We start from the raw sequence: 12,231 nt of genomic DNA on the forward strand, positions 1-12,231 counted from the left end.
GTGACGACGAAGCCGCCGAGGATCAGGGTGTTGGTGGCGTTCCACGCGACGGCGAGGCTCGGGTAGCCGTTGCTCAGGTCCTTCCACACCCCGACGACCGTGGTGAGGAGCAGGAACTGGAAGAACAGGACCTGCGGCATCATGAACGCGAACGGCGACCGGTAGGCGCCCTTCTGGCCGGTCACGTGCCACTTCTGGTCCTTGCGCAGCACGGCGTTGACGAGGGCGCGGGTGTAGATCGGGAACGACACGGCGGCGAGCAGGAGCACCTGCCACCGGAACGAGCCCAGCGTGTAGAACGCGACGAGGATCTGCATCACGTAGAAGCCCGCGTAGTAGAGCAGCCACGTGAGCGGGGTGATGGTCAGGTTCATCGGCGTCAGGTTGAAGTAGATCTGCAGCGGCGGCACCAGGATCAGCAGCAGGGGCGCGATACCCGTGAGGTAGTGGGTCGACGTCACCAGGTACTGCAGCCGCTGGTCCATGGTCAGGTTGCGCTTCGGCGACAGCGGGTTGTGGGTGAGCATGATCTCGAAGCCGCCGGTCGCCCAGCGCAGCTGCTGCTTGGTGTACGCCTCGACGGTCTCCGGCGTGTCCCCCACGGCCAGCTCGGTCGGGATGTAGACCGTCCGCCAGCCGTTCTCGTGGAGCATGAGCGACGTCCACACGTCCTCCGACTTGGAGTCGGAGTAGATGCCACCGATCGAGTCGGCGGCCGCGCGCCGGTAGATGACGTTGGTGCCCACGGAGAACGCGGCGTTGAACCGGTTCCGGCCGGGCTGGATGAACTTGTAGAACACCGACTGCATGTAGCCGGCGCCCTTGGAGATGACGGTGTCGAGGTTGCCGTACACCTGCGGCGTCTGCACGAAGGCGACGTCGTCGGTGGCGAAGAACGGCACGGTCTCGTGCAGGAACTGCGGCAGCGGCACGAAGTCGGCGTCGAAGATGACGAAGAAGTCACCTTTGGCGATCGACAGGGCGTGGTTGATGTTCCCCGCCTTGGCGCCGTTGCTCGACAGCCGTCGGACGTAGCGCGCCCCGAGCTGGGCCGCGAGGTCGCGGACCGCGTCGGACCGGCCGTCGTCCAGGATCCAGGTGTCGTGCCGGCCCTGCATCGCGACCGCCGCGGACACCGTCCGTCGGATGGTGGCGAGATCCTCGCCGTACGTCGTGATGAAGACGTCGACGCTGATGGGCCACTCCTGCAGGTACATGCGCCACGACTGCGGGTCCTTCTCCGTGCCGTCGCGGATGATCTCCGCGAGGTCGTAGAGCCGGTCCTGGGCGTGGTGGAACGCGAAGCCGCGCGGGTTGTGCCCACTGGACAGCACGGTCCACATCGCCAGCAGGGCGTGCGCCACGAGCACGGACTCGGCCACCATGACCAGCGTGTACGGCAGCCAGTCGCCCCGGTTGGCCGGGTTGAGCAGGAAGACCGCGTAGATGATCACGCCCGCGCAGGCGAGCAGGACGAGGAGCATCAGAGACGGGCTCTGGGCCGAGTCGTTCTCGGCGGTGCGGGTGGGCTTGATGGAGAGCTGCTCGGTGCGTCGAGGTTCCAGGAGGAGCTTGTCGAACGTCGTTGCCATGGGGTCGCACCCTTCGGTCGTCCGGTCGGACGGCCGGGTGGACTCACGGGTCCACCTGACCGGTGTGACGGCGACGCTGGCGCCAGGAGCACGGAAGGCGACGGCCGTCGAGGTCCGGGTGACCGGATCTCGAACAGGCGCCGCCGCCTTCGTTGTCGCAAGACGCTACGGAGTGTGTGGGGGTCTGTCCACAAATGGCATCGTGCGGGATGTCACAGGATGAGATCTCGTTCCACGAGATGACATGGACGCACGTCCGTGCGACAGGCGCGTGGGACTCAGCTGCGGTCGCGACCCATGTGCCGGGCAGCGCGCAGGCCGAACACCGTGGCGGGTCCGATGGTCGACCCGGGCCCCGGGTAGGTCCGACCCATGACCGAGGCGGAGTTGTTCCCGGCCGAGTACAGCCCCTCGATGACGGAGCCGTCCTCGCGCAGCACGCGGGCGTCCGCGTCGGTCACCACCCCGCCCTTGGTCCCCAGGTCACCGACGACCACCTGGAACGCCGTGAACGGCCCCTTCTCCAACGGGCCCAGGCACGGGTTCGGGTGCACGGTCGGGTCGCCGTAGTAGCGGTCGTACGCCGAGTTGCCGCGGCCGAAGTCGGCGTCGACGCCGGACCGGGCGAACCCGTTGAACCGCTCGAACGTCGCCCGCAGCCGCTCGGGGTCGATGCCCATCTTCGCGGCCAGCTCTGCCGGGGTCGCCGCCTTGACCATCGTGCCGGCCTCCGCCATGGCCTTGGTGGCGCGCGGGTCCATGGCGTAGCTGCGCAGGTACCGACGGGCGTGGCGGGTGTCGGCGACGATCCAGAAGGTCCCGTCCCTGTCGTGCTCGAGCATGTGGTGGCCGAGGTCGACGTATGACTCGGACTCGTTGGCGAAGCGGTCCCCCTCGGAGTCCACCAGGATCGAGTACGGCATCGAGCGCTCGCCGACGAGGAACCCCGGGCTCGCACCCGGCGCAGGAGCGACCGAGGCGCCCCACCACGCGTCGTCCATGAGCTCGACCGCGGCGCCGAGCTCGTTGGTGAGGTCCAGCGTCGCCCCGAGGTTGCCCGGGTTGCCGGACGGGTTGCCGTCGATCCCCTGGTACTTCTGCCGCAGGACGGTGTTGTGGTCGAACCCGCCCGCGGCGAGGACCACGCCGCGGTTCGCGCGGATCGACACCGTCCTGCCCCCCTGCGTGGTGCGGACACCGACCACGCGGCCGCCCTCGACCACGAGGTCCTCGAGCGGGGCGTTCAGCCACAGCGGGGTGCGCTGCTTCTGCACCACGATGTCGAGGAAGGAGCACGCCAGCGCCGCGCCCGTGCCGACGAGCTTCTTGCCGCGCACCGCCCCGCCGAGGGTGCGGAAGACGAACTGGGCTCCGCGCACGAACCCCGAGGGCGTCGACCAGGAGCGCCCGAGGAGCCAGACGTCGTCCGTCTTGAGCGGCAGGGGCATCATCGCCCGGGTGGACCGCCACCACGCGCCGATCTTCCTGGCGTCGAACGGCTCGACCTCGACGGCCCGGCCGATCTTCCCGCCGGGCAGCTCCGGGTAGTAGTCCGGGTAGTCGGCGGCGCGGGCAAAGCGCATGCCGTACTTCTCGGCGGTGGTGACGAAGTCCGCGACACCGTCGACGAATGCCTCCTTGCGCTCCCGCGAGGTGGCCCGGTRGTCGTCGCCGACGGTCGCCTCCAGGTAGGTCAGCGCCTCCTCGCGCGAGTCGCCCGCGCCCGCACGCTGCATGACCGGGCTGTTCGGCAGCCACAGGCCGCCGCCCGACATCGCGGTGCTCCCGCCCCACTTGTCGGTGGACTCGAGCATGAGCACGCTCAGCCCCTCGTCGGCGGCGCCCATGGCTGCGGCGAACCCCGCGCCGCCGGAGCCCACGACGACGACGTCGTAGGTGTGGTCGAAGAGATCCGGCATCGAGTGCTCCTTCGGGTAACCGGACAACACTGTCCGGATGTCTAGGATGCCATCATGCCCACGCCGTCGCGCACAAGCAACCGAGGGCCGGCCGCCGCGCCGGAGAACCGGCGCGCCATCCTGGACGCCGCCCGCCGGGTGTTCGCCGACCGCGGCTACCACGCGCCGCTGAGCGCCATCGCGCAGAGCGCCGGCGTCGGCCAGGGCGTGCTGTACCGGCACTTCCCGACCCGGCTCGACCTGGCGTTCGCGGTGTTCGAGGAGCACCTGGCCGAGCTCGAGGCGATCGCCGCGTCGCCCGACGACGACGCGTTCGTCCGCCTCTGGTCGCGGCTCGTGGAGCTCACCGTCGAGGAGTCCGCCTTCGTGGAGATGTTCCTCGACGCCCGCCGCAACCTGCCGGAGACCGACATCGGCGAACGCCTGCCGGCGTTCGTCGCCGCGACGCTGCCGCGTGCGCAGGCCGCGGGGCTGGCCAGTCCGCGGCTGAGCGTCGCGGACGTCCTCCTGGCGCAGCGCATGGTCTACGGCGTGGTGGCGACGTCCCTGGGGGCCGCGCAGGCGAAGGAGTCCGTGGACCAGGCGCTCGTCCTGCTGCGCCCGCTGCTGCTGCCCTGACAGGCACAGCCGCCTCCCAGGCGACAGTCCTACGGTGGAGTGCACAGTCGCGTCGCACGGGAGGAACCATGACCACCGAGCCGAGTCCCAGCGCCACCCCTGATCCGCTCGCAGGCGCCCCCGCGACCAGACCGATCCCGGCCCCCGCTCCCCCGCCACCGCCTGCGCAGTACGTCCCCGGGCCACCCGTCCCGCCGCGGCCCCCGGAGCCGTCCGCGCCGGTCGGCTGGGTGATCGCGGGCATGATCCTGTTCTGGCCGACGGGCATCCCCGCGCTCCTGGCCTCGCACCGCGCCGCCCGCGCGTTCGGCGCCGCCGMCACCGAGGTCGCCCAGCGGGAGTCGGCAAACGCCCGCAGGTGGGGAATCATCAGCGTCTGCGTCGGAGCGGCCCTGATCGCTGCGTCGGTGCTCCTCTCGATCCTCTGGGCGGTGGTGGCCGCGGTCGCGATCCGCGACGCCGTCGACGACGGGGACTGGCATCGCGGACCCGACTGGTCGTTCGAGATGCCCGACGGCTCGACGGGCCCGGGCATGCCCGACCGCCGCGGCCCGGACGAGTAACCCCTCCCGTCTCCCGGGCACGCGGAGGACGATGGCGAGCGTCCGTCCGACGAGCCCAGGAGACGCCATGACCCGACAGAGCGTGCACACCGACGCAGCGCCCGCAGCACTCGGTCCCTACAGCCAGGCGATCGTCGCGGGCGGGTTCGTGTTCTGCTCGGGCACGGCGGGGATCGACCCGGTGACCGGCGAGATCCCCGACGGCATCGAGGCGCAGACCGACCTGGCCCTGCGCAACCTCGCGGCGACGCTCGAGGCGGCGGGCTCGTCGATGGACGACCTGGTGAAGACCACGATCTTCTACGCCGACGTGGCCGACTTCGGCGCGCTCAACGCGGTGTACGCCCGGCACATGCCCACCCCGCCGCCGGCGCGGTCCGCACCCGCCAACGTGATCCTCCCGCGCGGCCTGCTCGTCTCCATCGAGGCCATCGCCGCGGTGTCCGGCGGGTAGCCCTCACCCGGCGAGGATCTGCGCCAGGACCTGCGGGACGTCCACCAGCGCCACCCGGATGGCTGCGTCGCTGCAGCCGTACGGCAGGACGAGCGTGTCCCCGTGCAGCAGCGCCCCGCACGTGTAGACCACGTTCGGCACGTACCCGTCGCGCTCGTCGGCCGTCGGCGTGAGCAGCGGCGACCGGAGGCTGCCCCGCACGCGGCGGGGCTCGTCGAGGTCGAGGAGCATCGCGCCGATCCCGTACTGGCGCATCGGACCGACGCCGTGCGTGAGCACGAGCCAGCCCTCGGGCGTCTCGATCGGCGACCCGCAGTTCCCGACCTGGATGATCTCCCAGGCCCACACGGGCGCGCTGAGGGTGCCCAGGTCCTCCCAGTGCAGCAGGTCGGTGGACGCCGCGAGCGAGTTGCTCTCGCGGTCCCACCGCGACAGGGCGAGGTACTGCCCGCCGACACGGCGCGGGAAGAGCGCCATGCCCTTGTTCTTCGCGCCGGGCCCGGACAGCCGGCGCATGCGGAACGTGGCGAAGTCGTCGGTCGCGACCAGGTGCGGCGCCACCGACTCGCCGTCGAACGCGGTGTAGGTGCCCAGGTAGCCGCGCTGGCCCTCGGTGTGCTCCACCTCGACCAGCCGGAGGTCCTCGATCCCGTTGCGCTCGGCAGGGCTGCCCGGCAGGAGCACTCGGGAGTCGACCGAGCTCGCGGTCGGGAACGTCGTGTCGTACGAGCAGGACGCGAGCCACGCGAGGCGCGGGCTGCCCTCGACCTCGGCCGCCGTGAACGACGCCGGCAGGGAGCGCAGCCGGGCGGCGGCGTCCGCGGGGTCCCCGGCGAGCTCCTCGTTCTGCCGCAGCAGCTCGTCCCGGGCGTGCTCGATGYCGTGGCGGACCGGCACCGACGTCGTGGGTCCGGGGGCGTCGAAGGTGACGACGTCCGCGGCGTCGACCACACCGGTGCGCAGCTCCACGCAGGAGACGTGCCCCTCACCGACGCCTCGGACGCTCATGACGAACCGCGTCGAGCCCGCCGGCAGACCGCTCTGGTCGGGGTGCGCCACCATCGACGGGTTGAACAGTGCGGCCGACTCGATCGCGTACTCCTGGCTCATGCAGGCACCGATCAGCCGGCGCCGCTCGAGCGACAGGCCGTCCGCGCCCTCGACGTGCCGCGCGACCAGCGCGAACCTCTCGTCCAGGAGCCCGACCAGGTCGTCATGACGAGCGCTGAACGAGGTCAGGACGTCGATCAGTGCGGCGTCCACCTGGTCGTCGGGGAGCGCCAGCAGGCGCGCCAGCACGACCGCGCGACGCGACAGGCCTGCGCCGTGGATCTCCTCGCCCGGGAGGAAAGGGGTGCTCACCACCCGCGACGGGTCCGGGCGCAGCACGTGCGGCGTCCGCTGCAGCAGGGGACGCGCGTCGACGAGGGTCATGCGACCGCCTGCACGAGAGAGAGCCGACCGAGCTGGAGGGTCGACAGCGCGGCGAGGGTCGACTCTGCGCCCTGGTTCTGGTTCACCCCGACCGCGTGGAGCCCGTCGAACCCGCCGCCCGACAGCGCGTCGTAGAGCGTCGCGCCACTGTCGTTGTCGCCCAGGAACCACCCCACGCAGCGGCCGAGGTACGTCAGCCAGACCTCCTGGCGTGTCGCCCGGAACGCCCGCCAGCACGCCTCCGCCAGCGCAGCGACCTCGATGGGCTGCTGGTCGAAGCCGGGACGCTCGTCACCGTCCAGCCGACCGCCCGCAGGCGTGAGGGACAGGTGGTCGTCGTGCGTCTCCTGCGCGACGAGCCAGTGCAGGAGGTCGAGCCCGCGCTGGACGGTGGCGCCGTCGTCCAGCGCCGCGCCGAGCGCGATCAGGGCCTCGGGGAGCACGGCGTTGGCGTAGCTGAGCCGCTCGTCCGGCCACGGCCACGCCGGGTCGGTGGCGGGTCGTGCGAGCACGGTCCGGGCATCCACCAGCAGCGCGCGGGCGGCCGGCTCCCCCGGCACGACCGCGAGCACCTCGGCAGCGCCGAGCGCCGCGTACGCCATGGCGTGCCACCAGGGCGAACGCTGGCGCATGCCGACCACGGCCGCGTCGAGCGCCGCCCGCCGCACGCGAGGGTCACGCGTCGCACCGGCTGCCGTGCCCAGCGCCCACAGGGCACGCCCCCAGTGGTCCTCGGCGGTCGCGGCGTCGGTCCAGCGGCCGGAGAGGTCCCGGCGGTTGTGGAACCGCCCGAGGCCGTCCTGGGCGAAGAGCGTGAACCGCAGGTAGGTCGCCGCGAGCTCGTCCACCTGGGGGGACGGACGCAGCTGGCGCGACGTCACGACGAGGCCCCGGGCGACGTCGTCGAGGCAGTAGCCGTGCTCAGGCCGCGGCTCGGTGAGCAAGGCGTGCTCGAAGAGGCCGATCGGCGTGCTGAGGTGGGCCAGGTGATCGAACACCGGTGCCGGGTACATCACGCGGCCGACCGGGTGCGCGCGTGCACCAGCTCGTCGCCGAGCCCGAGGTACTGGCCCGCGACCGCGGTCCACGACAGGCCGGGCGCCAGACCGCGGGAGACGGCCGACATCGAGTCGGCCAGCCCGGGCTCGGTGAGCACCCTGCGAAGTCCGGCCCCGATCGCGGCCGGATCCCGACGCGGGACGAGGATGCCCGCGCCGCCGGACAGCAGCTCGACCGCGTGCGGGAACGCCGTCGACACCACCGGCTTGCCGGCGACGACCGCCTCGGTCAGGACGCCGGAGGTGACCTGGTCGGGCGAGTCGTAGGGCAGCAGCACGACGTCGGCGGCCGCCACGATCCGCTGCAGCGTCGGGACGTCCAGGTAGCGGTCGTCGAACTGCACCACGGCGCCGAGGCCGAGCCGGTCGACCAGCCGCTCCAGGCGGTGGCGGTAGGCCTCGCCGCTGCGCTCGAGCACCTTGGGGTGGGTCTGGCCGACGATCTGGTAGGTGGGACGCGGTCGCAGGTCGGACAGGCCCGCCAGCGCCTCGAGCGCCCACTCGATCCCCTTGCCCTCGCCGAGCAGCCCCCACGTCAGCACCGTGGGAGCCGTCCGCGCCGGGGTGACGAGCTCGTCCTGGGCGTGGTTGTCCCGGGCGCCGTGGGCGATGACCGTCACGGAGTCGGGGTCGACGCCCCAGCCGGCGATGAGTCGCTGGCGGCCCGCCTCGGTCATCGTCACGGTGACGGACGACGCGGCGACCACCCGGGCAAGCACCTCGTGCTGGTGCGCCGTCGGGTCGGCCAGCACGGTGTGCAGCACGGTGATCACCGGCACGCGGACGCGCGCGAGCACATCGAGCACGTCCGCGCCGTCCGGACCGCCGAAGATCCCGTACTCGTGCTGGACGAGGGCCACGTCGCAGGCGTTGAGCGCCGCCGCCGCGTCCCGTGCCTCGTCGGGCTTCCCCGTCACCAGCTGGTGCGAGACGAGCGGCACCGGGGGCTGCAGGGAGTCCACCACGCGCACCACCGACACGTCGGCACCGGCCTCGACCAGGTGGGTGGCGAGCGCGGACGAGAACGTGGCGAGGCCGCACTGCGTGGGAGGAAAGGTGGAGAGGACGCCGAACCTGATGGCCATGGAGGCCCTTCGCACTGATGGTGCATCGCAGCGGAGTGCGCTACCGACCTCGGGCGGGGCCTGATCGACATCCCCGGGCGTCCTGGCCCGCCGGTCGTGCTCACAGCCGGGCCTGGCGCCGCATCGCTAGGATACCAGCCGAGGTCAGGCGGCCCCCGTGACGTCCGACCTCCCCAGCCGTGGAGGCACCCCGTCAAGATCGCCGTGCTCGCCTCGATCGCGCACCGCACGCCACCCCGCTCCTACGGGCCGTGGGAGCAGGTGGCCTCGACCCTCACCGAGGGTTTGGTGGCGCGCGGTCACGACGTCACCCTGTTCGCCACCGCCGACTCACTCACCCGTGCCCGGCTGCATGCCGAGGCCCCGGCCGGGTACGAGGAGGACCCGTCCATCGACGTGAAGGTGTGCGAGTCGCTGCACATCGCGGCGGTGTTCGAGCAGGCCGCCGAGTTCGACGTCATCTCCAACCAGTTCGACTTCCTGCCCCTCAGCTACAGCCGGCTCGTCGACACCCCAGTGGTGACCACGATCCACGGCTTCTCGTCGGAACGGATCCTGCCGGTCTACCGCGCCTACGACGACATCGCGCACTACGTCTCGATCAGCGACGCGAACCGGCACCCGGACCTCACCTACGACGCGACGATCCACCACGGTCTGGACCTCACGCAGTTCACGCCCGGTCCCGGCGACGGCGGGTACCTGCTGTTCCTCGGTCGCATCCATCCCGACAAGGGCGCTCACGTGGCGGTCGAGGTCGCCCGCCGTTCCGGCCTGCCCCTCGTCATCGCCGGTGTGGTGCACGACGAGGCGTACTTCCGGACGCTCGTCGAGCCGTTCGTCGACGGGTCCCGGGTGCGCTTCGTGGGATCCGTCGGGCCTGCGGAGCGGGACCGCCTGCTGGGCGGTGCCGTCGCCCTCCTGCACCTGATCGACTTCGAGGAGCCGTTCGGTCTCTCGGTGGTCGAGGCGCTCGCGGCCGGTACCCCGGTCGTCGCGACACCGCGCGGGTCTCTGCCCGAGCTGATCCGTGACGGCGTGACCGGGTTCCTCGTCGCCGGTGCCGACCAGGCGGTCGCTGCCGTCGGCCGCCTGCCCTCGATCGACCGGCACGAGTGCCGAGGCGAGGCCGAGAGCCGGTTCAGCGCGGCGCGCATGGTCGCTGACTACGAGCGGTTGTTCCGGGCCGTCGCGGGCTGAGGGCGCGACGCGCGCCCGACCGCAGCATGATGGCGGGAGGACGGGAGGCCGACAGTGGACGTGCACCACCTCACCGACGACGGCGTACGCGAGTGCTCGGTCGACGAGCTGCCCGCCCTGCTCGCGGCACGCGTCGGGCTGGTCTGGGTCGACATCCCCACCTGGGACGCGGAGGCGCAGGACGTGCTGACGCGGGTGTTCGGGCTGCACCCGCTCGCGGTGCACGACTGCGAGGTGCGCAACCGGCTGCCCAAGGTGCACGCCTACCCCGACTCGCTCTTCCTCGTCCTGCACGCACCCGAGCGCGGCGAGGGCGGCCACGTGCACCACGTCGAGCTCGACCGCGTGATCGGCCCGCGCTACCTGGTCACCGTGCACGGACCGGTCAACCCCGCGGTGCCGCCGGACGTGGCGCTGCGGGACACCCGGGAGGTGCTGGAACGGATCCGTGCCGGGCGGCTGCGCCCCCGGACGTCCTTCGACATCTCGCACGCCATCGTCTCGACGCTCACCCGGCGGATGGAGAAGTTCGTCGAGGAGCTCACCGCCGACGTGTGGGAGCTCGAGCGGCGGGTGACGGCCGGCGCCTACGACGATCCGGAGAAGTTCCTCGACGAGATGTTCCGCACGCGCCACGGTCTGCTGGCCGTCCGGACGATCGCCGCGCAGACCGCCGAGATCTACCGCCGGGTGGCCGGCCTGCAACGCGCGGTGCCGGAGGAGAGCCGCCACCTCGTCGGGGACCTCGTCGACCAGTTCGACCGGATCGCGGGCCTCGCCGCCGAGGAGAAGGACTACCTGCAGGGCGTGATCGAGTTCTACCGAGCCCGCACCGAGACCAAGATGACGATCGCGGCCGAGCGGCTCGCCGTCATCGCCGTGGTCACCCTGCCGATCACGGCCCTCGCGTCGGTGCTCGGGATGAACCTCATCGTCAACCAGAGCACGACCGTCGTTCCGCTGGTCGTGGCCCTGACCGTGATGATCGCGATGTCGGGCGGCCTGCTGTGGTGGGCCAAGCGGCAGGGCTGGTGGTAGTGCGTCAGCCTGATCCGAAGCACACGAAGCCGGTGGCGTCGGCGGCCCCGGCGGCGGCCAGAGCGGTCGCCGGGCGAACACCCGCGAGCAGACGGGCGTGCAGGTCGACCATGAGGGGAAGGGCCGCGTCGTCGGTCTCGCGAGTCACGCTGGCGATCACCGTGCGCGAGCCGGAGGCGAGCAGGGCGCTCGCGGTGCCGAGCGACTCGTCGCCCGGTCGCGTGTCGTGCAGGCCCAGGTCGCAGCAGGAGAGCACGACGAGCTCCGGCGGGTGCGGCAGCCGCAGCAGGTCGTAACCCATCAGCGGACCGTCGGCCAGCTCCAGGCTGGAGAAGAGCGGGTTGTCCACCTCGTGCCGGCCGTGCGCGGCGACGTGCACCACCCCCGCGTCAGACAGTGCCGCGCGGGTCGCATCCACGGTCGCCCGCTCGCCCACGAGCCGAGTCGCCGGTCGCTGCGCGGCGTGAAGCAGGTCCGCGATCGCCACCACCTCGGCCTCGCCCCGCGACGTCCCCGGCCCGGCGACCAGGACGCTCGGCCGACCGGACGGCCCTGCTGCGGAACGGTCGAGCCAGCTGCTCGCCGAGACGGCGACCGTCACGGGACGCCCGTGCGTCGCCGGCAGGGCTGACCACGGCACGGTGAGCAGACCTCCCGTCGGGACGACGACGAGGTCGCGGTCTCCCAGCACGGGCAGGATCGGGTCGAGGATCCGTCCACTGAGCGCGGCCGCGTCCGCCGCTCCGGCCGCGCGCACGCCCGAGCGCAGGTCCGCGGGCAGCCCCCCGGCGAGGACGTCGAGATCCGCCCGCAGCCGTGCGGTCGCCTCCTGCGCCTCGTCCAGCGGCCCCAGCGTCACGAGACGCGCCCGGGACCGGGTGGCGACGAGGGCCCGCAGCACCCCTGCACTCTCCACGTAGACCACCAACGCGGCACCCTCCAGGGCCGCCTGCACGCGCGACAAGGAGGCGGAGCGCTGCGTCACGCCCGTGCCGGGTGCCGCCCACGTCCGTCGACGGAGCTCACCGCCGAGGCGGGACCGGCGCTGCCGCAGCTGGGCCGTGGGGCGCCCGTCGAGCTCCGCCCGGGCCAGGGCGACGCCGAGGGCACGCAGGTCCCGCCAGGCACCCTCGTCCTCGTCGCCGAGGACCGCCGGCCGGGTGAGCATCGCCTGCGCGCGCGCCAGCTCCGCCCACGCGAACACCTCGGCCGGTCTGCCCGTCGCGAGAGCGTCTGCGAGCCCCGCCCCCGCGAGCTCCCTGCCGAGCAG

The 12,231-nt window shown here is 72.3% G+C and carries 11 protein-coding genes; 5 read left to right on the forward strand and 6 right to left on the reverse strand.

Going from position 1 to position 12,231, the window contains the following annotated elements; all coding sequences use genetic code 11:
* Both AC1DUQ_RS07165 and AC1DUQ_RS07170 read right to left on the reverse strand, forming a co-directional pair.
* On the reverse strand, positions 1–1,592 hold a 1,592-nt coding region (locus AC1DUQ_RS07165; protein ID WP_477073566.1), incomplete at its 3' end, for a glycosyltransferase family 2 protein.
* Between the two features lie 278 nt (positions 1,593–1,870).
* Entirely contained in the window at positions 1,871–3,511 is a 1,641-nt protein-coding gene (locus tag AC1DUQ_RS07170; RefSeq protein WP_477073567.1) for an FAD-binding protein, read from the reverse strand.
* Between the two features lie 54 nt (positions 3,512–3,565).
* On the opposite strand from AC1DUQ_RS07170, the gene AC1DUQ_RS07175 reads away from it, so the two are divergent.
* From AC1DUQ_RS07175 to AC1DUQ_RS07185, 3 genes are all read left to right on the forward strand, one after another.
* Positions 3,566–4,129: a TetR/AcrR family transcriptional regulator gene (locus AC1DUQ_RS07175; protein ID WP_477061869.1), complete on the forward strand. Its 564-nt coding sequence runs from the start codon at positions 3,566–3,568 to the stop codon at positions 4,127–4,129.
* Between the two features lie 68 nt (positions 4,130–4,197).
* The gene (locus tag AC1DUQ_RS07180; protein ID WP_477073568.1) at positions 4,198–4,692 is read left to right on the forward strand and encodes a CD225/dispanin family protein; all 495 of its coding nucleotides are present in this window, start codon (positions 4,198–4,200) and stop codon (positions 4,690–4,692) included.
* A gap of 67 nt (positions 4,693–4,759) precedes the next feature.
* Positions 4,760–5,146, forward strand: a complete 387-nt coding sequence (locus AC1DUQ_RS07185; RefSeq protein WP_477061867.1) for a RidA family protein — start codon at positions 4,760–4,762, stop codon at positions 5,144–5,146.
* Between the two features lie 3 nt (positions 5,147–5,149).
* Here the strand turns inward: AC1DUQ_RS07185 and AC1DUQ_RS07190 are convergent, their stop codons facing one another.
* From AC1DUQ_RS07190 to AC1DUQ_RS07200, 3 genes are read right to left on the reverse strand one after another with little or no spacing between them, the layout of a single operon-like run.
* Positions 5,150–6,580 (reverse strand): glycoside hydrolase family 130 protein, encoded by a 1,431-nt coding sequence (locus AC1DUQ_RS07190; protein WP_477073569.1) that lies wholly within the window; start codon positions 6,578–6,580, stop codon positions 5,150–5,152.
* Positions 6,577–7,578, reverse strand: a complete 1,002-nt coding sequence (locus AC1DUQ_RS07195) for a glycosyltransferase (RefSeq protein WP_477061865.1) — start codon at positions 7,576–7,578, stop codon at positions 6,577–6,579. The genes AC1DUQ_RS07190 and AC1DUQ_RS07195 overlap by 4 nt, the downstream gene beginning before the upstream one ends.
* Before the next feature lie 14 nt (positions 7,579–7,592).
* Positions 7,593–8,723 (reverse strand): glycosyltransferase, encoded by a 1,131-nt coding sequence (locus tag AC1DUQ_RS07200; protein WP_477061864.1) that lies wholly within the window; start codon positions 8,721–8,723, stop codon positions 7,593–7,595.
* Positions 8,724–8,927: 204 nt separating this feature from the next.
* Here AC1DUQ_RS07200 and AC1DUQ_RS07205 point away from each other — a divergent pair, with 204 nt between their 5' ends.
* Both AC1DUQ_RS07205 and AC1DUQ_RS07210 read left to right on the forward strand, forming a co-directional pair.
* Positions 8,928–9,923: a glycosyltransferase family 4 protein gene (locus tag AC1DUQ_RS07205; protein WP_477061863.1), complete on the forward strand. Its 996-nt coding sequence runs from the start codon at positions 8,928–8,930 to the stop codon at positions 9,921–9,923.
* A 54-nt stretch (positions 9,924–9,977) separates the two neighbouring features.
* Positions 9,978–10,961 (forward strand): magnesium transporter CorA family protein, encoded by a 984-nt coding sequence (locus tag AC1DUQ_RS07210; RefSeq protein ID WP_477061862.1) that lies wholly within the window; start codon positions 9,978–9,980, stop codon positions 10,959–10,961.
* 4 nt (positions 10,962–10,965) lie between these two features.
* On the opposite strand, the gene AC1DUQ_RS07215 is transcribed toward AC1DUQ_RS07210, so the two are convergent.
* On the reverse strand, positions 10,966–12,231 hold a 1,266-nt coding region (locus tag AC1DUQ_RS07215; RefSeq protein WP_477073570.1), incomplete at its 5' end, for a CHAT domain-containing protein.

The sequence above is a fragment of the Cellulomonas sp. P4_B5_2 genome (genome assembly GCF_056402235.1).